The sequence below is a fragment of the Sporosarcina newyorkensis genome (assembly GCF_900167515.1).
Lineage (GTDB): Bacteria > Bacillota > Bacilli > Bacillales_A > Planococcaceae > Sporosarcina > Sporosarcina newyorkensis.
This window is the reverse complement of sequence record NZ_FUYJ01000002.1, coordinates 115932-141166: the sequence shown is the minus strand read 5'-3', so window position 1 is coordinate 141166 and position 25235 is coordinate 115932. Positions and strand designations below refer to the sequence as shown.

Sequence of the window (25235 nt, the reverse complement as noted above, 5' to 3'; positions counted from 1 at the left end):
CTTGGATATTACTACTTCATCCATCACTTTATCTCTTGTATTTTTTTCATTACTAAATCATATGCTTCTTTGTATTTAGGGTCTTTTTGTTTGGCTAACCATTTTTCTCTGATTTCATCATGAACTTTTTCCCACTTTTTCAGCTCCTCATCAGTTAGCTTATTAACTTGCCCTTGTTCAATCCACTTTTTCTCTACAGATTTACTGTCATCATCAAATATCTTACTACTAGATGCTGCCAATTCATCTCCAGCTTGGTAAAGTGCAGTCCTTGCATTTTCCGGAAGTCCCTGCCATGTTTTTTCACTAATCATCAATCCATATGGAGCTGCTCCAATTTTTGCTCCGGATGTGCCGCTTTCGATTAAATCCCCCATACTCCATGCGTTTAAAGTGGACGGATAATGATTGATGACATCGACAACCCCCTTATCAAAAGCCTCATACATATCGGAAACTGTGATAGTAACCGGTGTGGCCCCCAAATGTTCAATTGCAGTCTTGAAAACTCCCCCATGGTTCATAATTTTTAACCCTTTTAGGTCTTCAGGAACTCTGATTTCTTTTCCTGTCGTATAAAGATCGTAAGGTATCGTTACCATACCTAAAACCGGTCGAACTCCATTAGACAAGAAGTCGACTTCTAAGACAGGGTCCATACGGATTGTTTCGTTAAACATCGGCGTTAACTCTTCACCGGTAGTTACTAGACCAGGCATAGCCATCAATGAGCTAGTGATCGGAAACTCACTTGGGTAACTGTATGCATTGAAATGAGCTATATCAATAACTCCATCTCGAACCAAGTGGATAAAGTCTTGAGATTTTCCTAATTGTTCAGAAGGGTAATATTTAAACTGCACTTGTCCATCTGTCAGCTCTGTCACTCTTTCCATGTATGGAACAATTGTTTCTTTCGAAAATGGATGTGTCGTTGACACGTTTGTAGTTATGGTTAATGTATATACCTCCTCTTCCTGTGCACCTACTTGATTTCCTGAGTTCTCACAGCCATAGACGAATAACAGCACTATTACCATAAAAGAAAGTAAAGTACCTCTAGCCCTCATGTTTCCCCACCCTTTCATTGAATAAATAGTTATATATTATATAATAATTTCAATCATAAACGGTAAAACTCATTGCATGTGTAAGCGCCTTCATTAGTAATTATTAGATGAACATTTAAATAGCTTTTATAGATAAGTAACAAGTATCCTAAAAGGAGTTCAGCATCTTTAAATTGAAAGAATCATTCATATTGTCACAATAAAAAGAAAAAGATGTTATGTAAGATATTACATAACATCTTATATAGTGTCAATAGTAATTTAAAGAAAACAAATTTTTTTCTATACGAGAATCTACCTATCCTTGTCTTTCCAATCATGTATCTGTAAGTGGTCTAAACATAGGGAGTTTCGCATCTTCTCTTTCTTCAAATACTACTTCAACCGACATATCACAATATACGTCGCCGATCTCACATTCAACGATATTAGATATCATTCTTACCCCTTCATCCAACTCAATCATGGCTACAACATAAGGAACATCGTCAGAGAATGACGGGGGAGAATGTCTTACTACTGTAAATGAGTAGACTTTTCCTTTTCCGGCGGATTCGACCCACTCAATGTTCTCACTCATACAGTTCGGACAGACGATTCGGGGATAGAAAATAAATTTATCGCAATCTTCACATCGCTGAATCAATAACTTGTCTTCTTTGCATCCTTCCCAAAATGTTAAGGAATCGCCATCAGCTATTGGAACCGGTTTTTTAATTTCCTCCATATTAATCCCTCCCCAAAATACAAACAGAAGTTGCAGAAAGTTCTCCGCCTGTACCATTTACCAATGCTGTTCTCGCGTCATGTACTTGCCGCTCGCCACATTCACCGCGGAGTTGTCTTACAGCCTCGATTAGAAGAAAAATACCGTACATTCCTGGATGCATGGATGACAAGCCGCCGCCATTTGTATTCATCGGGAGCTCTCCGCCTGGCGATGTCCTTTGACTCGCGACGAAGTGTCCACTCTCTCCAGGTTCACAGAAACCGAGTGCCTCCAATGTCAACAACGGGGTAATCGTAAACGAGTCGTAGATTTCCAGCACATCAATGTCCTTATGCGTGACACCTGCCATTTCAAAAGCTGTCTTACCCGATTGTGCTGCTGAAGTTTTTGTAAAGTCCGGCATGGAATGAATAGACCAGTGAGATTGAGACTCTCCATGTCCTAATACCCAAATCGGTTTTTTTCGACAATCTCTGGCACGTTCCGCCGAGACAACGACAACTGCTCCTGCTCCGTCAGTTACTAGGCAACAATCGAGCTTATGAAGGGGATCACAGATCAGTGGAGAATTCAACACATCTTCTACTGTCAAAGAACCTCTTTTAGTAGCTGCCGGGTTTAATTGTGCCCACTTTCTAGCTGAGACAGCAACTTCAGCCAGCTGCTCCGAGGTCGTTCCGTATTGGTGCATATGCCGCTGTGCAGCCATGCCATATGCTCCGACTGGAAACGGCAAACCGTAAGGCGTATCGTACTGCATTGTTAAAATGGGAGGCCTGCCACCAAGACTTCTTGAACGTTGGGAACGTTGCGTGCTGCCGAACACGATGAGTGCAACTTCACATTTTCCAGCCTGAATCGCTGCTGCGGCATGGCCAATATGCGCTTCAAAAGATGACCCACCAATATTAGTTGAATCCGTATATTTGGGGGTAATTCCTAAATATTCCGCCACTACTGCAGATGGGTGCCCACCAATTCCTGGGACTCCCCAATTTCCCGCTACTAGCATTCCATCTACATCATCTTTTTTTAGTCCTGCATCCTGAAGTGCTGCTTTCGCTGCCAACGCCTGAATTTGAAGGACAGACAACCCGTCCTGAACTTTTCCATCTAGTAATTCCACATCACCGACACCGGCGATGGCCACCATCTCTTTACGTTTCATGTTTACGCCTCCAAGTAACCGGATGTCCTGTCCCGTCTTGACCAAACATCATCATTATTCTTTAACAGCCGTTTGACCTGTTGAATTAGTTAATTGACTGAAACCTTTTCATTGCTTTCCGCAAAAGCTTCCTCAAGCCATTTCGTATTGAAGTTTCCCTCAATAAAATCACGATTCTCTAAGATTTTCATATGAAGAGGTATGGTTGTCTTGATTCCTGAAATTACAAATGTAGAGAGAGTCGCCCGAAGCTTATTGATTGCTTCTTCTCTATCCTTTCCTACCACGATTACTTTACCTATCAAAGAATCATAATACGGCGGAATTTTGTATCCACTGTAGCAAAACGTATCTACTCGAATACCGAGTCCGCTTGGAACAATAAACTTATCAATCAATCCTGGAGAAGGGAAGAATGAATTGTCCGGATCCTCCGCATTTACTCTGCTTTCAATACTATGACCGGCGAATGAAATATCACTTTGTTTTACCGATAAAGACTTACCTTCGCCTATGCTGATTTGTTCTTTTACAATATCAATACCAGTTACCATCTCGGTGACCGGATGCTCCACTTGGATTCGGGTATTCATTTCGATAAAATAGTGAGCATTCCTGTCCATATCCACTAGGAACTCAATTGTTCCAGCGTTTGTGTAATCCGTTTCTTTACATAGTTTAATGGCATCTTTATAAATCTTCTTTTTCATCTCATTCGGAATAAAAATGCAAGGTGTTTCTTCAATCAGTTTTTGGTGACGCCTTTGAACAGAACAATCCCGCTCGCCCAAATGAACGACATTTCCATGACTGTCTGCTAATACTTGCACTTCAACGTGCCGTGCATTTTTAATGTATCGTTCAATGTAAACTGAACTGTCACCAAATGCAGCATCTGCTTCTTTTTTCGCTTCTTGTATAGCTGCTTTCATTTCATTTATATTGTTGACGATTCTCATACCTTTTCCGCCGCCGCCGGCAGAAGCTTTAATTAACAGCGGGAAATCCAACTCGTCTTCACTTAGGCTCGCCGTGTCCTCGAGAGATCCTTCTGTTCCTTCAATGACAGGAACTCCTGCACGCTTTGCTGTTATTCGGGCAGCTATTTTATTCCCCATTAAATTCATGTTGTCTGCTGTAGGTCCAATAAAGATGATGCCTGCTTCTTCGCATTTCTCAACAAATCCTGCATTCTCCGCAAGGAACCCGTACCCCGGATGGATAGCATCCACTTGGTTCGCTTTTGCTACCTCAATAATTACTCCTACGTTTAAATAACTTAAATGGGCAGGTGCAGGTCCGATACAAACTGCTTTGTCTGCTAAGAGCACGTGCTGGGAGTCTGTATCCTCCTTTGAATAAACCGCTACAGTTTCGATTCCAATTTCTTTACAAGTTCTAATTATCCGGGCAGCTATCTCCCCGCGGTTAGCTATTAAGATACGTTTGATAGTTTTCATTTCATCGCTCCTAACTTTAACTTCAGTGCCGAGCTGTTGATTTGAATATAACCGAACTTTTTTTGATCTATGATTGATTTAATAATTGTGCTAATGGAATCGTTAGTCATATTGTAACCGGTGTTAATTGGACCGGCTTTTTTCATTTCATTTACATGATTTCCTTTAATCATAAAACGAAGAAGTCTTTCCTCATCGGTTGCATTTGGATACTGCTTTCGTAACTGAGGGACAACGTCGACTAACGGCTGTCTTTGTAAAGGAATATCTTTCGAACCATTTTCAATGATTTTGTCGAGGATGTTCTGTTCAATAGGCGCAATTAGCTCACCGTAATAGCCGAGCGCATACTTTTTCAATTCATCCGGTACAAATTTGTACCGCTCTCCATGAATCACATTTAGAACTGCCTGTGTACCGACTAACTGGGAAAAGGGCGTTACCATGATTGGCCATGCAAGCTCTTCACGAATTGTAGAAATTTCATTTAGAACTTCTTCATAGCGATCTCTTATCCCAGCCTGCTCTAATTGGAAATACATATTCGTCAGCATGCCGCCGGGAATTTGGTGCTTATAATGGAAGGCGTCATATTCCATTGCAGTCCCTTCAGGAAAACCTTCAGTTTTGGCAACCATTCTAATATGGTCTTCAATCTCAGAAATCATTTGATTGTCTATATTCAATTGATAATTCATGTCTCGTAAGTTTTTTGTGAGCGTTTGCACAGCTGGCATCGCACAACCGTTTGCGAGTGGTGCTACACCAGTATGTATAGCATCCGCTCCATGCTTGACGGACTCCAGATATACGAGAGGAGCAAGACCTGTCGAACAATGGCTATGAACTTCAAGCGACAAATCGCCAATCGTCTTTTTAATTGCAGGAATCAATGTTCTTACTCTGTCCGGAGTTAACAGACCGCCTGCGTCTTTCAGCATGACCGCGTCAACTTTAACCTCTTTTAACAATTTACTGATCCTCTCAACATACAACTCGTCTGTATGGATGGGACTGTCACAGTACACGAAAGCCGCTACAGCCTGGGCACCCAACTTTTTCGTTTGTTTTAATGTATCAATAATATTGCTGTTATCTAATAAACCATCATACGCAGTTATTCTATTAATTCCATTGTCAACCATCTTATCGACGAATAATTCTACGAGATCATCAGGTGCTGCTTCGAATCCTATTAAATTATTACTGCGCATCCAACCGCCAATAGGGACGTCCAGCTTATCCCTGACTAAGCGGATTCTTTCCCATGGGTCTTCTCTAAGATATCTAACGCATGAATCGAAATGGGCCATTGCCATTAAATCTACCGCATCATATCCAGCCCGATTAATTTGATCTAAGATCGGATACATCTGTGCCGTCGTCATTCTTGTGGCCCATAAGCTCTGATGGGCATCACGTAACGTTTGGTCGATGATTTTTATCTTTCTCATCATTATCCCTCTTTCTTATTACATGGGTTCAACTACAAACAACGGTTGGTCATACTCTACTAATTGACCATCTTCTGCCAGAATATCTACGACCCGAACTTTTTTTCCTGCTGAGACTGAATTGAATAATTTCATTACTTCAATTAAACAGAGCGTGTCAGATGCTTCTACTACATCACCGACTTCTACGTAATTTGCTTCATCCGGTGATGGTTTTCTGAAGAATGTGCCGAGCATAGGTGCTTTGATGTTAATATGATTATCTGAGTAATCCTTGGCAGCTGGCTTGGCGAGCGCCGTTTCCTTTTCTACTGTTACTGCTGCTTCTTGTGTGCTGAGTGGTTTAGCTTCCTCCAAAGCTGCTTGGACAGAAGGGTCAGCCGACCGTTTCTCCTGTGCCTGCACGCTGGAATTGCCATTCAGCAGTCCACTGTTTAAGAGTGCCGGATCCATGTCTTTTTTCAATAGAGTTAATTCAAAGTCGCCCTCCACCAAATTTAAAAAGCCATAATCAGAGTCACTTACCATTTTCAATATCTCCATAATTTGCTTTTCATTCATCCTATACAATCCCTTCTTTTGGTTAGTCGCTTATTTACACATTAAGCACTTTCGGCTCTTCGTTGACAATCAGGGGGGCTTCTGTTACTTTTTGCAGATCATCAACGCTCATTCCCGGAACAATTTCCTTTACTACTAATCCTTCTTCGGCAACATCAATTACAGCCAGATCTGTATAGATTCTTTTCACCACATTGGAAGCCGTCAAAGGAAATGTACAACTTTTCTTAATCTTTGATTCGCCTGTTTTGGTTGTATGGGTTGTTATGACAAAAACATTTTTAGCCCCAACCGCTAAATCCATCGCGCCGCCAACCCCGGGAATCGCTTTTGGATCCGTCAACCAGTTGGCAAGATCACCATTTCCAGAAACTTGTAAGGCTCCAATAATCGAATAATCAATATGGCCTCCCCGAATCATGACAAAAGAATCGTAATGATTCACATAGGATCCGCCTGGTACAAGCGTGACAGGCTCCGCACTGACATTGACTAAATCCAAATCCTCTTCTCCTTCAGTCGGTGCAGGTCCCACGCCTAAAATACCGTTCTCATTCTGAAACATCACTTCTTTACCTTCCCCAATATGGTTTCCTACTAATGTAGGTATGCCGATCCCGAGATTTACATAGGCACCGTTTGGAATGTCACTAGCACAACGTTTAGCCATTTGGTCTTTCGTCAATCTAGTTGCTATCAACAAGGACCGCTCCTTTCTTTAACTCAATAATTCTGTTTACATAAATTCCAGGAGTAATGATGATTTCTGGATCAAGTGGATAATCCACTAATTCCTCTACTTCTGCAATCGTTACTTCACCAGCCAACGCCATTCCAGGGTTATAATTCCGCGCTGCCTTCCGGTACACGATGTTGCCCCATCGATCTGCTTGATGGCCACGGATGAAAGCAAAGTCTGCTTTAATAGGCAACTCTAATAAATAGTTCATCCCGTCAATCGTCTTTGTCTCTTTTCCATCCGCTAAAAGGGTTCCAACTCCAGTTTTGGTATAGAATCCGCCAATACCTGCTCCTCCAGCCCGGATTCGCTCAGAAAGAGTGCCTTGAGGAACAACTTCTAATTCAATTTCACCTTTTTTATACATCTCTTGGAATGACTCGCTTCTATTCGTCTTAGGGAACGAGCAAATCACTTTACGCACTTGACGGTTTTCAATTAATTGGGCAATTTTGTCATGTCCGAGTCCTGTATGATTTGTTATTAACGTCAAATTCTTTACATTCATATCTAGCAGCTTTTTAAGCAAGTGATCTGGAACACCTGCATTGGTTTGACCACCTATTAAAATAGAGGAACCATCGCGAACGCCCTCAATGGCCTCATCTATGTTATTAATAACCTTGTTAATCACTTCAAGTACCTCTCCTTTCCCATTCAACTGATTTGCTCTCTATTTGGAGAGCCTTGCGGTAGAGATCAGTAGCATGCTTTTTAATTAACAGCTGTCATGGCCCCATCAACAGGAATGATGGCCCCGTTAATAAACTCTGCTTCATCTGACCCAAGGAACCGTACGATATTGGCAATATCTTCAGGCGTACCAAGACGCTTGGCAGGAATTTTGGCTTTCATAATATCAAAGTGCTGCTCAGGATTATCAGGATTCAGTTTTATTGCCACTTCTTTCGTGAGAGCGGATACAATCGGCGCTGGACAAACAGCATTGACCCTGACGTTATACTGAGCAACTTCTCCCGCTGCCGTTCTAGTCAACCCAACTACCGCATGTTTACTTGCGACATAAGCACTTCGATCAATCATTCCTCTTATTCCATGGACAGAAGCGGTATTAACAATACTTCCAGAACCTTGTTTTTTCATCACTTGCAGGACATATTTCATTCCAAGGAATGCACCTTTGGTGTTTACGTTCATCACTTTATCGAATTCATCTTCATCATAATCACTAGTAGGAGTAACTGCCGCGTCGATTCCCGCGTTATTAAAGAACACATCGATTCTACCAAACTTTTCTACAGCTTCATCGACATATCTTTTTACGTCTTCAGATTTCGTAACGTTTGCCGCCACAAAATGGATTTCGTCCGTAAATTCACCCAACTCTTCCATGGTCTCGCTAATAGTTTTTTCATTCAGATCCACTAACACAAACTTATGGCCACTCTCTTCTCTTGCGAACCGAAGTGCTGTAGCCCGGCCAAGACCTCCGCCTGCACCTGTTATAAGTACCACTTTTCCCTTTTCTTCCATATTATGAATTCCTCCTCTATAGGATCTAATCTCTATTGAATTACTTGCTGTACAACCTACGAAAACTACACATACCTTCACTAGTCAAATTCGTGTTTACAGTAATACTGTAGATATTTTCTTGTCCTTAATAATTAATTGGTTCTTCTCAGGATCAATTTCCACTAGATCCATCGTTTGTATCGAATCAAAAGCTTCCCAGCTGATTCCGTCTGCGATGGTAATATTCGCAAAGATCGAGCCTTGCACCATGACGGGATTTGAACGAATGAAGATAATCGCAATCGGTGCAATATCCATTTCCTTTAATGCGTTTAATGCCCAGCCGGCAGCAACACCCCCTCTTGCATAATCACAAAACAGTATTTTTCCTTTAATTTTTTCTCCGTCCAGCTCATGGCCCGGAAGTGAGAATCTTCCTGTTTCTCTATTCAAATGATATCGGGGACTGAAGCCGCCACGAATGACTACTGCTTCACCTTCTACTGAAGCCCCAAAAGCGTTGAGTAAAGGTACAACTTTCATCTTTACAGGCACCCCCTAATTGCCACCTGGATACATTCATCCGTACGTCGCACAACAGGGACAAATCGATGAGCCTTCACATTATTCGCCAGCTTGACAGAGTTGGTCACCATTGTCTTCCAGCCGTTTTTCTTTCTAATATCAGACAACCCGTCCAAAATGTAGAAGCAAACACCAGTGAGGAAAGTTCCACCTGCACGCTGAATAATATCTACAAATCCTGCTAACTCCGCCTGTTTAAGTGTCGAGGCGGTAACCGTTAAAATTAAAGTCGTACCTGGGTGAACTTTTTTGCCTTCTAGCAAACCAGCAATCTTTTCCACCTCTAATAGGGATAATTGAGGACCTGAGAAAACAACCAGGCTAACTTGTGAATCCTCATACTCAAAAGACTGATAAGCATCTTCAAGATCTTGTGTTGTAATAGTGAACGAATCTGTTACACGTCTTCCTTTTGTAGCATCCTCAAGAGTCCGAGCTTCCGGAGTGATACCGACAGCGTGATACATCCCTAAAGACCAGGTAGCCATACTGGCGCCAAGATGTTTCAAATCGTCTGATGTTGGAGAGAATCGCTCTACATTTGTTAATACAGGAACACCTCGGTAATCGAATACCTTGGATCCGATGATTCGCCCAATCATCCCCCAATCTGCCACGTCTTTAATAGGAGTATCGATATCTACCACAACGTTTGCAGCTCGGTTCTCATCCAAGTGAAATCCATAAGCCGGCACACGGCCTGTTAATGCTGCTGCCATCGCTGAAGGACCGCTCTCGAAATTAGTGCGGGCACCAAAAACCGAGTTAGCATAAATGACGGTGCCTGTATCACCCCAAGCTACATGTTCACCTAATCGGGGCTGATACGCTACCTGATAATTAATACAGGAATCAATCGTCATCGCCCCCATGTCCTTAACCGCTGTCATGACTCTACGTTCTTTATTGACCCCCTCTTCCGGCTGACCCATTTTGGTGCATTGGTTAAAATCGACGCATCTTGCATTTGTAGTAGTCGGGACTGCAAATTTCGCTCCCGCATTTTCTATCTCTAAAAAAGATAATCCCGGATTTCCCATAACTTCGATGTCTGCAGTAATATGTGCTTGCTTAATGGGAATCAATCTTTCAGAACCGTAATATTCTCCCACTTGTATTTGGTATGCTAATGCTTTGCTCACAGCTTCTCCAAAATCTCCCTGAAGGATGGACTGTTCATGTTCTGTCAACTCCATAATGTTGCCTCCTAGAATTCAATAGTAAAAAATATTCTTAACAAGATATTATAAGATGTTATAATACATGTCAAGTATTTTTTAAATTTTTCAGAAAACTAGTTTTAACACGTAGCATAGAAAATAAAATGCCATAGCAAACATTTATGATTAAGTTGTCTGACACCCAGGTAACAGTCTGCTACACTAAACAAGAAGAAAAATTCAGGCTTTTTGATAGATCAATGACTGTGGCACTTTGTCGGGTGAATAACAACCTATTCTTCTAAATGTCTTAGTGTTAGCAGGACAAGGATAAGAACAATCACATTTATTAGAGAAGGAGAATTTGTAAGGAGCGAGACAATTTAACTGCTAATTAAACACTTTGTTAACAGTGAAAATTCAGTCATTATAAAACACAGGAGCCCCTACTTTTATTAGCGGCTCCCACTTTTCAATGAAACTCTTTGTTTTTGCTGTTTAAAATACGTAAATCTTCTAGGACCTGCTCTTTTTTCAATACAAATTCTAAGTTGCAGTCTTCTGCAACAATTAAGTGATCTGTATATTCAATCGGTTTCCCATCTTTGTTAAAACTTGTTCTTTTTAAAATCATCAAAGGAGCTCCGACTGGAACCGTCAGATGCTCACTCTCTTCTTCCATGGCAATTGCTGCTGTAATCCGATATTGAGCCTGCACGGGTTCTTCATTAAGTTTTTCCGAGAGGACCCCATACACCGTCAATTCCTCAGATTCTTTCCTCGTTAACTGAACATCTTCAAAAAGATGGGTAGTTATGATGGCTATAGGTTTTTGTTTAACTAAATACAGCCTTTTGATTTTTCGGATAGGTTCCGTCTCACTGATCTGTAACTCTGCAGCAAGCGAACTATTCGGGGGAACAGACTCACTTTTCATCAATTCTGTTTCCACGTCAGCTCCGCTTTTGACAAGCAAACTATAGAAGCCCTGAACAGAGTTAATGGATAAGGTTTTCTTATTTTCAGTGATGAACGTCCCTTTTCCTTGCTTTTTAATGACTAACCCCTCATTGGACAAAACCTCCAACGCGCTTCTTATCGTTATCCTGCTAACATCAAAGCTCTCAGCCAAAAGAGCCTCTTTAGGCAACAGTTCCCCGGGACCATAATATCCACTTACAATTCTCTCTCTGATTAAATCGGAAACTTGAATATATAAAGGCGCTGGACTATTTCTCTCGATAGATATCTCCATTTTACTCCTCCATTACTGAATGATGTATTGTAACATCTTACTCAATATTATAACAAATGGAAGAGTAATTCCATAGATTTTTAAACTATCTGTATTTTCCCCAAAATTCTCGTTCACTTATTGATCTTCAATACTCTTCACGCAGCGAAATCCCAAGTTACCGGACGAGCTGTCCATAGTGTTAGAGGTCCTGGCTGCAATACGGTAACGATTACAGTACGATTCATGACAGAGATACGATCCGCCTCTCATCGATTTTGTCGTTCCTGACGCTGGGCCAGCTGGATTACGATTTTGTCCTTTCACATGATAAGGACTGAACCAATCTTGACACCATTCCCAAACATTTCCCGACATATTATAGAGCCCATAGCCATTCGGCGCATAAGCATCCACGGGAGCAGTCCCTAAATAGCCGTCTTCAACCGTGTTGGAAATTGAAAATTCACCTTGCCAAATATTGCAACGATATTCACCTTTAGGAGTTAATTCATCTCCCCAAGGAAATCTTTTTTGCTCCAAACCACCTCTAGCGGCATATTCCCATTCAGACTCCGTCGGCAGTCTCTTGCCTACCCATTTGCAATACGCCATTGTATCGTTCCAAGACACATGAATTACTGGATGATCCATCCGCTCATTTATAGATGACTCAGTTCCTTCTGGATGATCCCAGCTTGCGCCTTCTACGACGCGCCACCAGGGAGAGCCAGCCGAAAATTGGGTACTCTTCTCATGAGATAATTTAGGCAATAATTGATAAAAAACAAATGACCAACCATACTTTTCTGCATCCGTTACGTACTTTGTATTGTCTATAAACTCTTTAAACTCTTTATTCGTAACAGCATATTTATCCATCAAGAAAGAATCCATCTCTATACGCCTAATCGGACCTTCTCCGTCAATTTTGATGCTGTCACTATCTTCAGTTCCCATTAAAAAGTCTCCTTTTGGAATGAGAACCATTCCGTCTGAACTACCCTCCTGTTCCGTTGGAAAGGTGATTGAATTTTGATCCTCTTTATTGATAATAGTTGCAGTAACAGCTGAACGATTAGCACTGCAGCAACTTTTTTTCATACTCATGTATCCTCCTCCCTATAGGACAAACAGCTAGAACGATTTAGAGATATTCATTACTTCTCTATTACAGAAAATCTGCCGTTCAGCATGTAAACATTTTATCAGATTTATCTTACTACGGGTTTCTCTTTGTCGATTAAAAATTGTGGGGGAACAGGTGAAAAAGGGATATTGAATCCATCTTCTAATAGCTTCTCTTTTCCACCATAACCCTCGACCATCACAGCCTGCTCCTCTTTGGCCTGCCTATCAACTTCCTCTGGATTGATAATTTTACGCAGCTCAATTTCGCACTCTCGTAAAATAAGGGCATACTCCGGATCGGAAGCAAGATCATTCAGTTCGTCTGCATCGTTTTCAAGGTTGAATAATTGTGGTTCAAATCCAATATAGTGGATATATTTGTAGTCCCCTTTTCTGATCATGTAGACTCCTGATACTGACCCCATCGCGTGATACTCACTGAAGATAACCCTCTCAGGATCCGTTTCACCTTTTGCGATCGGGAAGAGATCGGTTCCCGGTAAATTTTGATCTTCTTCGTTCAATTCAGCTCCAACCGCTGCCAAAATAGTCGGAAACGAATCAAGTAAGGAAATAGGAGTATCTACTACCTTATTTTTGGGAATATCAGGTCCTGACATGATGAACGGGATGCCGACTGAACCTTCATACATTGTTGACTTAAACCATACTCCATGGTCTCCCAAAGTATCACCATGGTCCGATGTATAGATAATTCTCGTATTTTCCAATAACCCTTCTTCTTCCAACGCCTGTAATACGGCGCCTATTTGATCATCCATGAACGTACAAAGACCATAATAGGCGGCAACAGCTTTACGGAGGGTCATTTCATCAAATTCATCCGCAACCGACCAAATTTCCCGATAAATTTCCAGGGCAGGATGCTTTGGCCGTTCTTCCAGAGCATATTGTTTAGGCAATAGTACATCTTGAAGCGGATAAAGATCATAGTATTCTTTCGGTGCTATTAGAGGGAAATGCGGTGTGACATAGCCTAAAAAAAGAGCCCAAGGCTTCTCCGCTTCTTGTGCCTCTCCTTTTAGAAATTTGATAGCTTCCTCCGTGATCCCACGGTCATACCGAGTATAAGATGTTTCGCCAGAGCCGGCTTCCAAAATTTTTTGCCGATTGATTTCCCGAGGGGTTAAGTTATCCCGCATCAGAGAATACGTATCTCCAATGCCTTCATAAACGTGTAGAGGTATACGCTGGTCAGGAAAACCCACATTGTCTTCTGGTTTGCGGTAGTGTAATTTCCCAATGGTAGTCACTTTATGGTCTTGCTCTACCAGCCGGTGTCCCCAACTTGGATGTTCACCGATGTATGGCTTGGCATTATCCCAATTCTTTATTTCATGAATATATCTTCCTGTGGCGAGACTGGCCCTTGAAGGCACGCAAACAGGAGAATTACAATAGGCACGGGTAAATCTCACTCCTTCTTCAGCCAGTTTGTCTATATTTGGAGTCTTCACCACCGGATGACCTGAGCAGCCTAACATATCTTTGTTATGTTCATCAGAAAAAATATACAGTAGATTCATAGGTTTCGTGGACATATCCAAACTCTCCTCCTAATAATTATAAGTATTCAAAGTTCCTAAGCCAGGGACGACTAGCACAACTTCGGGGGCACGGATTTTGCCTAGCCGACTTTCAACTATTTCATCCTTGCCACCAATTTTAATTATAAAGTCTTTTCCAATAACTTCTGTCATGTACCCGACAATCTCAGAAGGTCGATGGTTAGTATGTAAATAGGATGTTGACTGACAGTTGTTGCTTGTACTTACAGCGACAAAAATGAATGAATCTATGCTTTTTTTGAACGATAAGTATTGACGGAATTTTCCGAGCATATATCAAAGTATCTATTGAGACAAATGTTGTCACAGACTATACTAGTTAACAATCCAGTTAAACCAGCTGAAATTTAACAATATATCAGGAAAGGGAAAGAGTGCGTTTCATTAATAATAATGAAGCATAGAAATACAGCACACAGCTGTATTTCAACACGGATAACAGAATTCGTTCTTTGTAAACTGTGAAGGGCTTACCGCTCGGAATCTCTTCACTTATGGAACTGGATACGAACAGTAAATTCTATTGCCACATTATATTCTTAGGAAGGAAGAGTTGAGTGAAAGTTAAAGAAAATAAGCCTGCATTCCTAGCCACCTTAACTAATAATGAATTAGAAAACGATTTTCGCAATATATTTATCCAGCATGCAATGGTGCACCATTACGAAAAGAACGAATTTGTATTTCTCTCCGGTGAAAAGCCAAATTCTGTCTATTTTATCGAAAAAGGTCTCCTTAAAGTTTGCCAAGCAACAGCCGAAGGAGATGACGTGACATTTTTCTTGAGGAAAAGAGGAGAGATATTCGGTTATGCAGAAGTGATCTTGGAAGAAAACCGCTCCAGATTAGCCCAATGTCTGGACCAATGTACTATACGAGCGTTAAGCTCAGATATTTTCCTGAAAGAAGTGATTGCCAATAAAAGAATGAACCAAGAAATTTTAAAAATAACAAATCGCCGCTTACTGGAACAGCAGCAGATGGTCGAACTCTTAATTTCCCAACCTGTTTCCATTCGGCTGGCATGGTTGCTCAAAGAAATGAGCATAGCTCAAACCGGCGGCTACTTGATCGAAACAACTCTTACCCATTCGGAACTATCGAATATCATCGGTTGCAGCCGACAAACTGTTTCAGAAATACTAAGCAAATGGAGAGAACAAGGCTTAATAAGCTACGATAGGAAAACTATCTTTATCCAGGACATCTATAGTATTTTTTGAAAGAAATATTTTTGGGGTGACAATGGTCAAGCCTCCTTTTTTTCAGGCACAGCATAAATGATCTAATACAGGTAAGTCATCGTTATAATTTTGAATGATCATCACCGTATCTGTTCTCATGCCGTCCGAAATTTCCGTACCCATCGTGTTCATCAATTCATCAATCGTTTACCATAAGCGACACTAATAAGGAGATGTTGTTGCGACTTATGGGACTGTAAAGGGTTCGCATGCTTATGAATCTCAAGCAGGATATCTAATATTCCTTTCGTATGTACAAGTAGAAATTATTGAGTGAAGTTGAATTGTTGCAAGTATCACTTTGAGTAGGTATCTATATATCACGCAATTGATACATAAAATAGCACGAGCCATTTAAGAGACTCGTGCTACAATGCTTCTCACCCTACAAAACCTTTTGCGTGATTTAATAATTTATCGAACCTTGCGTTCCTGAAATGATAGCAATACCATTGCTCGTGCCCACTCTGGAGACTCCAAGTTCCTTATATTTCTGAAACTGATCTCGCGTCCGGATACCCCCAGAAGCCTTTACACGTACATGTTCGCCGGAATTTTCAACCATGAGCTGCACAGCTTCCAAGGTGGCACCACCAGAGCCAAAACCTGTTGAGGTTTTAATAAAATCCAGCCCTACCTCCTTCGCAAGGATAGATAACTCTTCAATCTCGGCAGGTGTTAAATAACATACTTCAAATATGCATTTAACGACCACATCAGGTCTTTCCTCTTTTAATCTCGCAAGTGCTTCCATTTCCTCTTTTACAAAAAGAAAGTCTTTGTTTTTGACTGCACTAATATTTAGGACGTAATCAATTTCTTCCGCACCATCTTCTATTGCCTGCTCTGCTTCAAGCCGCTTAATCGAAAGCTTATTAGCACCTAGTGGAAAGCCTACTACTGTACATACCTTGACTCCAGTGTCTTTTAATAGATCGACACAGATAGGAACATAGAAAGGATTCACACAAACAGTAGCAAAATGATGTTCTGATGCTTCTTTGCATAATTGCTCAATTTGTTCTTTCGTTGCCTCTGCCTTCAATAACGTATGATCGATATATTCATGAATAGCTGTCACTCTTGACCTCACCGCTTTCTTTTAAAAAATGTTCTACTTGTTCTTTATGCGGCATAGCAGGTGCTGTTCCTAATTTCGTGACGCAAAGTGCTGCTACGGCATTTGCATAACGAATGGATTCTTTCAATTCCTTGCCTGCTGCCAAGCTATGAGCGAGGCCACCACTGAAGGCGTCCCCGGCTCCTGTTGTGTCTATGGCATGGACTGAAAAAGCCGGAATTAATTCACCTGTTCCCTCACCTGTATAGAGATAGACACCTTGTTTCCCCATTGTAATAATAATATGAGGAATCCCCATTTCATATATTCTCTCTGCAGCTTTTCTAGCGGATAATTCATCTATCACCTTAATCCCACTGAGCTCAGAAGCTTCGATTTCATTAGGGGTAATATAAGAAACTTTGGTCAATAGTTCTTTCGGAAAATCTCTGTAAGGCGCTGGATTTAAAATTAACGGCACATGGTGCTTAGAAGCAAGCTCGATCGTTGTTTGAATTGCTTCCATACTCGTTTCGAATTGAACTAAGGCAATATCTGATCCTTTAAACTTCTCTTCTGTTGCGTATACATCTTCTTTTGTGATTTTTCCGCAAGCCCCTAGTGCAACCGCAATGCTGTTCTCACTGTGTTGATCTACAATGATTTGTGCAGTCCCTGTTATTTCAGTTGGGTCCTGTTTAATGTAATCAACATTCATACCTTCGTTTTTAAAATATTGCAATGCCTGCTCTCCAAATATGTCAGTTCCCAATTTGGTCATATACGTTACGTGTGATCCGCTACGTGCCGCCGCGGTCGCTTGGTTTGCCCCTTTACCGCCAGGTCCCATTTGAAACGGTCCACCTAATACGGTTTCACCAGGCTTCGGTAAATGCGGAGTCAGTGTCATTAAATCTGTAACATAGCTTCCTATTACGATTACATTTGCCATATTCTCACCTAATTTTTATTTAGTTTTAATTTGATCTACATTGTCTGCTGTTACTAAGTTGGAATCTAAGATTACTTCCTTCTCTACATCTTCTCCATCAGAAATTTTGATAGCCGTATCAACGGCTTCTTTTCCTAAGAAGAATGGCGGTTCTGCAATGGTTGCATTCATTTTGCCCGCGCGAATTGCATCCATTGATGGATCAATAGCGTCACAGCCAATTAATACAATTTCATCTACACGGCCAGCTGCTTCAATTGCTGCTAATGCTCCTAACGCCATTTCATCATTTGCAGCGTAGACTCCGTCAATTTCTTTATTCGCTTGTAAAATATCTTCCATCACTTTCATCGCTTCTCCTCTGTCAAAATTGGCTGATTGACGAGCAATGACTTTAAAGTCAGGAGTTTCTTCTACGATCTGATTAAATCCTTCACTCCGAAGTTGGCCCACGTTTGTCCCAAGGATCCCTTGAATCTCAACAATATTACCTTTGCCCCCCAATGTCTCACTCATATAATTGCCTGCTATATTTCCAGACTTGATTGCATCGAATCCAATATGAGTTGCTACATCTCCACCGTTTGATTGGCGGTCGACTGTAAATACAGGGATATCTGAATCGTTGGCTTTCTTAACTGCCTGTGCAATCGCATCACTATCAGCTGGATCAATAATAAGAATATCAATATTTTGTTGAAGCAAGTTTTCCACGTCGGCAAGCTGTTTTCCTGGATCGTTTTGTGCGTCTGTCACGACAATATCAACATCTCGTTCTTTCGCTTGCGCTTCTGCTCCTTCCTTTACAGCTACGAAAAATGGATTGTTCAACGTATTCATAGAAAGACCGACTTTTAACTTGTCATTTGTACCTTTTTCTTTTTCCGTTTTACCTGAGGCCTCATCGTCCATACTACAGCCAACCAACAACACCAGTGTCAATATAACGGCAAACATACTCATTAATTTTTTCATCTTTTTCTCCCCTTATGAGCGTTTTAATTTAGAAAACCTACTGTCGATTAAAACAGCAATCAAAATAACAAGCCCCTTTGCGATATTCTGATAAAATGGCGAGACGTTCATTAGATTTAATAAGTTATCAAGCACCCCCATAATCAAGGCACCAATCAACGTCCCAATGACTCCTCCTTTCCCGCCTGCTAAACTTGTACCTCCAATGATGACGGCAGCGATGGCATCCAATTCTATTCCTGTACCGGCTGTCGGTTGAGCTGACATAAGTCTAGATGTATAAATAATGGCAGAGATAGCTGATAGAAAACCTGCGATACCGAACACTGCAACTTTTATGGATCGAACCCGGATACCAGCTAATATAGCTGCTTCTTCATTTCCCCCTATCGCGTAAATATATCTGCCAAAACTTGTGTATCTCAATATCCAAAACATCAGGCCAATAATTACAAACATAATAATAATCGGCACTGGGATTCCAAAAATTCGTCCACTTCCGATAAAGCGAAATGCTTCATTGCTAACAACAAGCGGATAACCTTTTGTATAGACAAGGGTCATTCCCCTAGCAATTACCATAATAGCGAGCGTTGCAATGAAAGATGGAACCCCGAAATTCGAGACAATGACCCCGTTAACTAAACCGAACAACAAGCCGACAACTGTAGAAGCAAGGATAGCGACCCATAAAGGCAATCCTGCAGTTAATACACCGGCCAATATTGCTCCGGAAAAGGCCATCACTGCACCGACTGATAAATCGATTCCTGCTATTAAAATAACCAACGTCATTCCGGTAGCAATAATTGCAATAATAGACACTTGTCTTAAAACGTTCATAATATTGCTTGTCGTGAAAAATGCGTCAGATAGAAAACCTGCCACAATACAAAGAAGGAAAAAAATTAGTACAACCCGATACTTTTCCAGAAAACTAAGCCAGTCTATTTTATTTAAACTTTGTTTTTTTTCCTGTTTACTGACTGTTACATCATTAGACATGTAATTCGCCTCCTGCTGCATATTGGAATATCGTTTCCTGATCAAAATGTTCCTTGTCCAATTCAGCTGTAATAGTACCTTCACTCATAACCAATATGCGATGGCTTAACCCTAGTAACTCCGGCATATCAGAGGATATTAAAATAATCGCAATTCCTTGTTCTGCAAGCTCTTTCATGATTTGATATATCTCTGCTTTTGCCCCAATATCAATACCCCTTGTCGGTTCATTTAAAATTAAAACGTCAGGATCCATTTGCAGCCATTTTCCAAGCACTACCTTTTGCTGGTTTCCGCCGCTAAGCGTGCCAACTTCTACAGAGGAATGATGCACTTTAATATTTAAGGCTTTAATCCATCGATCAACAATTTTTTCTTTATTACGTTTATGCAAAACACCAAAGGACGAAATTCTTCGATAAGAAGGGAGCAGCAAGTTTTCATAAACGGACATTCCTAAGACCAAGCCTTCATCTTTTCGATCATCGGTAACAAGTGCAATTCCCGCATCGATTGCTTCGCGCGGTGTATTAACTGTCTTTCCACCAACCTTTATAGTCCCCTCTTTGTGAGGATAAAGACCAAACAGTGCTTTCGATAGGGGAGTTTTCCCAGAACCCATTAAACCGGCTATCCCAAGAATTTCTCCTTTTTTTATAGTGAAATTGATATCATGTAAGTATTCCCTTACAGACAAGCGCTCTACTGTTAACGCGGGCTCCTCGTACGGTCCTTGAAGCTTAGGGAATAAGTCCGTTAATTCCCGACCAACCATCATTGTGACCATTTGATGCCTAGTAATATTTTTAATGGATTCACTTCCAATGTACTTACCATCACGCAGGACAGAAATTCGATCCGCTACTTCTTCCACTTCCTCCAATCGGTGGGTAATAAAGATGACACCAAACCCTTGCTTTTTTAAATCTCTCATAATATTTAGTAACTTCTCTGTTTCTTCTTCATTCAAAGTTGCCGTCGGCTCGTCCATAATAATAATATTCGATTCAAATGAAAGTGCCTTGGCAATTTCCACTAGCTGCTGCTCTGCAATGGACAGATTAGCCAACAGAGTATCAGGAGATAATGCTGTTAGCCCAACCTTCTCCAGCCATTGTCTCGTCTCATCCCTCAAACGTCTTCTGTCTATTACCCCGGTAATTAATCTGGGTTCTCTTCCCAAAAAGATATTTTCGGCTACACTCATATGCGGTACTAAATTAAACTCCTGATAGATGATACTAATACCCAGCTCCTGAGAGTGTTTTGGTCCATGGATTGATACTTCTTTTCCATTAATTTTAATTTGACCGCTGCTCGGCTGATGAACGCCGGCTAATACTTTCATCAACGTCGACTTACCTGCTCCATTTTCACCAAGTAATGCTAAAATTTCCGAACGCTTCACATGAATAGATACTCCGTCTAATGCTTTCACTCCAGGAAATTCTTTTGAAATTCCGACCATTTCTAAAACTGCCTGCTCCATATGCGCACCTCCTTGGCCCTTAGTAAGCAACGCCTGCAACCAAGATTATATTTGCGTAAGATGTAAACTCTCCAGACCTTATGGCACCTCGAACATGCGCCGTTTTTTCTTTGAATGTAATATGGGGAACATATTCAACCGGCACGTTAGGAAATCGCTTCAGAATCGCTTCATTCATCTCCGGACTACTAGTTTTTATCTCCTCCGCTAAGATAATTCCTTCTACTAATAAATCCCCTACCACTGTGTCAAGAACATCAAGAAATCTTGGAACTCCTTCTTTTAATGCCAAATCAATCCGATGTGGAATACCCACCGGAATCGGCAGACCGGCGTCTGTTACAACAATCGTATCGGTATGACCTGTCTCTGTGAGCAATTGATTCAAAGTTGGGTGTAAAATTGATCCTTTTCTCATGATGATCAGCTCCTTTTATGATTCAGCCGTATATTTCCTAGACGGCAAGATTCTCTAATTTTTAATTCTGGTGACAATAAGTAATTCCGGGGCGAAAAGACTTCATTTGCAAGAATTCGCTCATGTAACAATTGAAATGCCAACTCCCCTAATGCATTCATAGGTCTGGAAACAACAGATAGTTTTGGTTTAGTAAAAGTCGCAATTTCTATATCATCAAAACCTATAAATGCTACCTCTTCTCCAAGCCTCCATTCCAGATCTTGTAACGCTTTTATGCAACCAATAGACATTAAATTGTTTGAAGAGAAAATGGCAGTCGGCCTAACTTCTAATTCATTTAGAGTACGTGTAGCAGAATAACCCCCTTCTTCAGAAAAGCTACCTTGTACGACAAATTGATCATTGAGTGGAATCTCATAATCCGAAAGCGCTTTCAAGTAACCTGCAAAGCGATCTCGTCCCGGTGTCGTGCTATGCGGTCCGCAAATAATAGCAATATCTTGGTGCCCTTGCAGGATTAATTGCTTGGTAGCTTGATAGGCTCCATCAATATTGTCAATTAGAACAGAATCAAAATTATATTCATTGATCCTTCTATCTAGTGCCACAACCGGAATACCTTGTTCTTGTAAAATTTGAAACTGTTTTCCATATTCATCTGCTGTTGTGATGACTACCCCATCGACTCCCCGCTCCACTAAAATATTAATAATCTCACTTTCAACAATCGGTGATTCACTTGTGTTACTCAACATCGTGTAATAGCCTTTTTTTCTAGCTTGCTGTTCAATCCCGGATACAACAAGAGGGAAAAACGGGTTATTAATATCAGGAATTATAATTCCAATCATTTTCGTTTCTTTCTTTTTCATACTTCGGGCAACCGCGTTTCGGACATAGCCCAGCTCCTTGATCGCGTGTACAATCCTTTTTTCTGTTTCTGCCCGTACACCGCCCTGATTATTGATAACTCTAGAAACTGTTGCAATAGACACACTCGCATGCTTTGCCACATCTTGAATAGTTGGTTTTGACTCAGTACGCATAAACAAATACCTCCAAAAACTCTATATGTAAACGTTTAGATTTTTTTAAACATTTTTTTATAGATTTCCGATGATTTTTCAACGTTTAGTATATTAAAATGTAAACGTTTAGATTCATTGATTTATATCTTAACATTCATTTAAAATATTCGCAATACTATATTAAATTTAAATAACTTTGAAAAAATCGCCGTAATTATTTTAAAGTTTTCCTATAGGATACTTAATTTTATCTAACAGTTAAGTTTAAGAAAGCCTTATTAAGACTTTATCCCACGGAACCTTTAATAAGTAATTACTAAATTACAATTGCTGATTATCCTAATATTATTGATATAAACATAGAAAAAAGGACACCTTTTCTGATACGATGATTAGTGTCCAAATTAATATCAGTATCCAAGAAAGATGTCTCTATGAAAATAATTGTATTCAATTCCTCACAATCCTCTTACTTAAGAGTTTAAACAGTCTCTTCTCTGACATTTTGAAAATATAAACATCACACAATTTAAGTGGTTGAAAGACATGCATATGCGAGGAGCCCCTAACCGATCGTTCGATAGAGGGCTTTATCCTACTCAACAAGATCTCGAAAAGAGTGGTGAACAACCGGATATTTTTTAGTTATTCAGCTTTCCATAACAGAAAGAAGATAATAAAGCTCACTAACCAGGGCATATGCAACTGAACAAAAGTCCCCACTTGAGAAAGCTGTTCCAGTCTGGCAATCCCCCATTGTGAACCGAAGGCATGTTTGATTCTTTTATCTACATTATTTAAACCGATCCTTGTGGTGTGACCTGTTCCTTTGGATAGTGGAATACTCGTGGAATTTTCTTCGATCCCCACGCCGTCATCTATTACATTGATAACGATTTTTTCTTTCTCTGTGTAAGCTTCTACAATTATTGTTATAGCATCACCAGTGCTTTCAAATCCATGGACAATTGAGTTTTCAACGATTGGCTGCAAAGTAAATATCGGAATTTTATAATCTAACAGATGATCTTCTATGTTTATTACAATCTTAATTTGATCACGGTAGCGTGTTTGTTGGATGGAAAGATAATATTCGAGGTGTTCAATTTCTTCCTTTAGCGGAATAAGCTGATCTATATTGCGCAGGCTGTAACGTAAGATTTTCCCTAATGAATACGTTACATCCTCGGTTTGTTTTGCGTTTTCCATATAGGCTAACCGTGAAATCGTATTCAATGTATTAAAAAGAAAGTGCGGATTAACTTGAGATTGGAGTACTTTTAATTGAGTATCCTTTAGCATTTTCTCCAATTCAGAGCGGTACTGTAACTCTTCCAACAGCTTTATATTATTCAGCGATAATTCTTGTGCTGTTAAATGGGCATCGCCCAACTTCACTATGTAGTTAGCAGTGACAAAGAGTAATTCAGCAATTGACTGGACTCGGCTTTTGTTTTTTCGATCTAATTGATCGAAGAATTTCTGCAGCATCTCTTGATCTAATGGCAAATCCGCCAAGTTCATCTCTATTTTTGGCAATTCCTCTAATTCCTCATCTTCTATAAGAACTTGTCCACAAAGAATCGAACCTAAATATTCGTCGCGCAGTATGATAGGCGCAGCAAAATCCACAAGGCCCGTATGGCAACGGTGAATAACCGGTCGTTTGCTCTCTGCTGCCAACTTGCCCACTTTATCGTCAGACAGTATACACCGCTTTTGTCCTTCACTACATGACCGAATATATTTACAAAAGGCTGTGAACTGACTCGGCTTGGTCACCGGCTCTCCTTGTGCATCACAAATTAATACTGCCACTCCCATCGCTTCAGCAAATTGCTCTTGCAGTTTTTGCAATTGGTCTATATCGACAAATTCTCGTAAGCTCTTTATCATATATACCACCTTTTTCTGAGTCAGTTCTGACGCGCTATATAATGCTATGAATATATGTCTTTTTCACTCGTTCTTTTTTCAGTAACTGCTCATTTTTCCGATAGTGGCTGGGCGGCATCCCTTCTTGTTTTCTAAAAACTCTAGTGAAATAATTTGAGTCAGAAAACCCGCAAAGTCGGCTAATCTCCGTGATCGTATATTGAGAATCAAGCAACAATTCCTTAGACTTCTCAAGGCGTGCAGAGGTAATATATTCGGTAAGCGATCGATCCATTTTTTGTTTGAATAAGCGACTAAGATATTGTGGATGAAGATGAACGAGCTGTGAAAGTTCATTCAGTGTCAGCTTATCCTCTAAATGACCTTTTATATAAGTGATCAACTGTTCAATAACTTCAGTAGATGGAGTTTCTATTTCTTGTATATCTGTACTTTCTACAACTTTTGTCAAAGACCCCACCAACTCCTCTGGACGAACTGGTTTTAATAAATAGTCTTCTACACCGATCTTAATGGTTTGCAATGCATAGTCGAACTCATTAAATGCAGTTAGAAATATGATTTTAATCTCCGGATTCATTTTCTTAATGAGCTTAGCGGCAGTAAGACCATCCATTTTAGGCATCTTGATATCTATTAACATGACATCAATAAGAGTAGTACTTGCAAAATCTACGGCCAGTAAACCATTCTTAGCTTCCAAACATTCAATAAAACCAAGATTACTTTTTTTTACAATATCGAGCAAAACTTCTCTTTCAAGGGGTTCATCGTCGACAACTAATAATTTTATCGATCTCTCCTCCTT

The 25235-nt window shown here is 40.5% G+C and carries 24 protein-coding genes; 1 reads left to right on the top strand and 23 read right to left on the bottom strand.

Annotated features, from left to right (window positions below; genetic code table 11):
* Positions 1-23: 23 nt before the first annotated feature.
* The 14 genes from dctP to B5D59_RS04970 all read right to left on the bottom strand — a co-directional run bounded on the left by dctP (position 24) and on the right by B5D59_RS04970 (position 14330).
* Positions 24-1070 carry a TRAP transporter substrate-binding protein DctP gene (gene dctP, locus B5D59_RS05035; protein ID WP_176132507.1) on the bottom strand — a complete coding sequence of 349 codons (1047 nt, stop codon included), beginning with the start codon at positions 1068-1070 and terminating at the stop codon, positions 24-26.
* A 316-nt stretch (positions 1071-1386) separates the two neighbouring features.
* Positions 1387-1797 (bottom strand): Zn-ribbon domain-containing OB-fold protein, encoded by a 411-nt coding sequence (locus B5D59_RS05030; RefSeq protein ID WP_078817124.1) that lies wholly within the window; start codon positions 1795-1797, stop codon positions 1387-1389.
* Between the two features lies 1 nt (position 1798).
* Positions 1799-2968 (bottom strand): acetyl-CoA acetyltransferase, encoded by a 1170-nt coding sequence (locus tag B5D59_RS05025; protein ID WP_078817123.1) that lies wholly within the window; start codon positions 2966-2968, stop codon positions 1799-1801.
* Between the two features lie 89 nt (positions 2969-3057).
* A complete protein-coding gene (gene accC, locus B5D59_RS05020) occupies positions 3058-4428 on the bottom strand; it encodes an acetyl-CoA carboxylase biotin carboxylase subunit (protein ID WP_078817122.1) in 1371 nt (456 codons plus the stop codon).
* Positions 4425-5882, bottom strand: a complete 1458-nt coding sequence (locus tag B5D59_RS05015) for a pyruvate carboxylase subunit B (protein WP_176132506.1) — start codon at positions 5880-5882, stop codon at positions 4425-4427. Before B5D59_RS05015 ends, accC begins: the two co-directional genes overlap by 4 nt.
* Positions 5883-5900: 18 nt before the next feature.
* Positions 5901-6443 (bottom strand): acetyl-CoA carboxylase biotin carboxyl carrier protein, encoded by a 543-nt coding sequence (accB, locus tag B5D59_RS05010; protein WP_078817120.1) that lies wholly within the window; start codon positions 6441-6443, stop codon positions 5901-5903.
* Between the two features lie 34 nt (positions 6444-6477).
* Positions 6478-7113, bottom strand: a complete 636-nt coding sequence (locus B5D59_RS05005; protein WP_078817360.1) for a 3-oxoacid CoA-transferase subunit B — start codon at positions 7111-7113, stop codon at positions 6478-6480.
* Between the two features lie 16 nt (positions 7114-7129).
* Positions 7130-7816, bottom strand: coding sequence for a 3-oxoacid CoA-transferase subunit A (locus tag B5D59_RS05000; protein WP_078817359.1), 687 nt, complete (start codon positions 7814-7816; stop codon positions 7130-7132).
* An 80-nt stretch (positions 7817-7896) separates the two neighbouring features.
* The gene (locus B5D59_RS04995) at positions 7897-8676 is read right to left on the bottom strand and encodes an SDR family NAD(P)-dependent oxidoreductase (RefSeq protein WP_078817119.1); all 780 of its coding nucleotides are present in this window, start codon (positions 8674-8676) and stop codon (positions 7897-7899) included.
* Between the two features lie 96 nt (positions 8677-8772).
* The gene (locus B5D59_RS04990; protein ID WP_078817118.1) at positions 8773-9201 is read right to left on the bottom strand and encodes an aconitase X swivel domain-containing protein; all 429 of its coding nucleotides are present in this window, start codon (positions 9199-9201) and stop codon (positions 8773-8775) included.
* Between the two features lie 2 nt (positions 9202-9203).
* Complete coding sequence (locus B5D59_RS04985; protein ID WP_078817117.1) at positions 9204-10439, bottom strand: aconitase X; 1236 nt, start codon at positions 10437-10439, stop codon at positions 9204-9206.
* A 436-nt stretch (positions 10440-10875) separates the two neighbouring features.
* Positions 10876-11658 carry a GntR family transcriptional regulator gene (locus B5D59_RS04980; RefSeq protein ID WP_078817116.1) on the bottom strand — a complete coding sequence of 261 codons (783 nt, stop codon included), beginning with the start codon at positions 11656-11658 and terminating at the stop codon, positions 10876-10878.
* A 117-nt stretch (positions 11659-11775) separates the two neighbouring features.
* Entirely contained in the window at positions 11776-12747 is a 972-nt protein-coding gene (locus tag B5D59_RS04975; RefSeq protein WP_078817115.1) for a formylglycine-generating enzyme family protein, read from the bottom strand.
* A 104-nt stretch (positions 12748-12851) separates the two neighbouring features.
* Positions 12852-14330 carry a sulfatase family protein gene (locus B5D59_RS04970; RefSeq protein ID WP_078817114.1) on the bottom strand — a complete coding sequence of 493 codons (1479 nt, stop codon included), beginning with the start codon at positions 14328-14330 and terminating at the stop codon, positions 12852-12854.
* 584 nt (positions 14331-14914) lie between these two features.
* Between B5D59_RS04970 and B5D59_RS04960 the strand changes: the two genes are divergently transcribed.
* Entirely contained in the window at positions 14915-15580 is a 666-nt protein-coding gene (locus tag B5D59_RS04960) for a Crp/Fnr family transcriptional regulator (RefSeq protein WP_078817112.1), read from the top strand.
* A 427-nt stretch (positions 15581-16007) separates the two neighbouring features.
* Here B5D59_RS04960 and deoC read toward each other — a convergent pair whose 3' ends face one another.
* From deoC to B5D59_RS04915, 9 genes are all read right to left on the bottom strand, one after another.
* Positions 16008-16682 carry a deoxyribose-phosphate aldolase gene (deoC, locus tag B5D59_RS04955; protein WP_176132505.1) on the bottom strand — a complete coding sequence of 225 codons (675 nt, stop codon included), beginning with the start codon at positions 16680-16682 and terminating at the stop codon, positions 16008-16010.
* Positions 16666-17613, bottom strand: a complete 948-nt coding sequence (rbsK, locus tag B5D59_RS04950) for a ribokinase (protein WP_078817111.1) — start codon at positions 17611-17613, stop codon at positions 16666-16668. Before rbsK ends, deoC begins: the two co-directional genes overlap by 17 nt.
* Before the next feature lie 15 nt (positions 17614-17628).
* Positions 17629-18588: a substrate-binding domain-containing protein gene (locus B5D59_RS04945; protein WP_078817110.1), complete on the bottom strand. Its 960-nt coding sequence runs from the start codon at positions 18586-18588 to the stop codon at positions 17629-17631.
* Between the two features lie 12 nt (positions 18589-18600).
* The gene (locus B5D59_RS04940; protein WP_078817109.1) at positions 18601-19593 is read right to left on the bottom strand and encodes an ABC transporter permease; all 993 of its coding nucleotides are present in this window, start codon (positions 19591-19593) and stop codon (positions 18601-18603) included.
* Positions 19586-21082: a sugar ABC transporter ATP-binding protein gene (locus tag B5D59_RS04935; protein WP_078817108.1), complete on the bottom strand. Its 1497-nt coding sequence runs from the start codon at positions 21080-21082 to the stop codon at positions 19586-19588. Before B5D59_RS04935 ends, B5D59_RS04940 begins: the two co-directional genes overlap by 8 nt.
* A 19-nt stretch (positions 21083-21101) precedes the next feature.
* A complete protein-coding gene (rbsD, locus tag B5D59_RS04930; RefSeq protein WP_078817107.1) occupies positions 21102-21500 on the bottom strand; it encodes a D-ribose pyranase in 399 nt (132 codons plus the stop codon).
* 5 nt (positions 21501-21505) lie between these two features.
* Positions 21506-22549 carry a LacI family DNA-binding transcriptional regulator gene (locus B5D59_RS04925; RefSeq protein ID WP_078817106.1) on the bottom strand — a complete coding sequence of 348 codons (1044 nt, stop codon included), beginning with the start codon at positions 22547-22549 and terminating at the stop codon, positions 21506-21508.
* 627 nt (positions 22550-23176) lie between these two features.
* Positions 23177-24427, bottom strand: coding sequence for a sensor histidine kinase (locus tag B5D59_RS04920; RefSeq protein WP_078817105.1), 1251 nt, complete (start codon positions 24425-24427; stop codon positions 23177-23179).
* Between the two features lie 34 nt (positions 24428-24461).
* A complete protein-coding gene (locus B5D59_RS04915; RefSeq protein ID WP_281250653.1) occupies positions 24462-25220 on the bottom strand; it encodes a response regulator transcription factor in 759 nt (252 codons plus the stop codon).
* Positions 25221-25235 lie beyond the last annotated feature (15 nt).

Coding starts and splice junctions, on each gene's coding strand:
- dctP (WP_176132507.1), bottom strand. CDS start 1,070: ATGAGGGCTAGAGGTACTTTACTTTCTTTTATGGTAATAGTGCTGTTA.
- B5D59_RS05030 (WP_078817124.1), bottom strand. CDS start 1,797: ATGGAGGAAATTAAAAAACCGGTTCCAATAGCTGATGGCGATTCCTTA.
- B5D59_RS05025 (WP_078817123.1), bottom strand. CDS start 2,968: ATGAAACGTAAAGAGATGGTGGCCATCGCCGGTGTCGGTGATGTGGAA.
- accC (WP_078817122.1), bottom strand. CDS start 4,428: ATGAAAACTATCAAACGTATCTTAATAGCTAACCGCGGGGAGATAGCT.
- B5D59_RS05015 (WP_176132506.1), bottom strand. CDS start 5,882: ATGAGAAAGATAAAAATCATCGACCAAACGTTACGTGATGCCCATCAG.
- accB (WP_078817120.1), bottom strand. CDS start 6,443: ATGAATGAAAAGCAAATTATGGAGATATTGAAAATGGTAAGTGACTCT.
- B5D59_RS05005 (WP_078817360.1), bottom strand. CDS start 7,113: ATGGCTAAACGTTGTGCTAGTGACATTCCAAACGGTGCCTATGTAAAT.
- B5D59_RS04995 (WP_078817119.1), bottom strand. CDS start 8,676: ATGGAAGAAAAGGGAAAAGTGGTACTTATAACAGGTGCAGGCGGAGGT.
- B5D59_RS04990 (WP_078817118.1), bottom strand. CDS start 9,201: ATGAAAGTTGTACCTTTACTCAACGCTTTTGGGGCTTCAGTAGAAGGT.
- B5D59_RS04985 (WP_078817117.1), bottom strand. CDS start 10,439: ATGGAGTTGACAGAACATGAACAGTCCATCCTTCAGGGAGATTTTGGA.
- B5D59_RS04980 (WP_078817116.1), bottom strand. CDS start 11,658: ATGGAGATATCTATCGAGAGAAATAGTCCAGCGCCTTTATATATTCAA.
- B5D59_RS04975 (WP_078817115.1), bottom strand. CDS start 12,747: ATGAGTATGAAAAAAAGTTGCTGCAGTGCTAATCGTTCAGCTGTTACT.
- B5D59_RS04970 (WP_078817114.1), bottom strand. CDS start 14,330: ATGTCCACGAAACCTATGAATCTACTGTATATTTTTTCTGATGAACAT.
- rbsK (WP_078817111.1), bottom strand. CDS start 17,613: ATGGCAAATGTAATCGTAATAGGAAGCTATGTTACAGATTTAATGACA.
- B5D59_RS04945 (WP_078817110.1), bottom strand. CDS start 18,588: ATGAAAAAATTAATGAGTATGTTTGCCGTTATATTGACACTGGTGTTG.
- B5D59_RS04940 (WP_078817109.1), bottom strand. CDS start 19,593: ATGTCTAATGATGTAACAGTCAGTAAACAGGAAAAAAAACAAAGTTTA.
- B5D59_RS04935 (WP_078817108.1), bottom strand. CDS start 21,082: ATGGAGCAGGCAGTTTTAGAAATGGTCGGAATTTCAAAAGAATTTCCT.
- rbsD (WP_078817107.1), bottom strand. CDS start 21,500: ATGAGAAAAGGATCAATTTTACACCCAACTTTGAATCAATTGCTCACA.
- B5D59_RS04925 (WP_078817106.1), bottom strand. CDS start 22,549: ATGCGTACTGAGTCAAAACCAACTATTCAAGATGTGGCAAAGCATGCG.
- B5D59_RS04920 (WP_078817105.1), bottom strand. CDS start 24,427: ATGATAAAGAGCTTACGAGAATTTGTCGATATAGACCAATTGCAAAAA.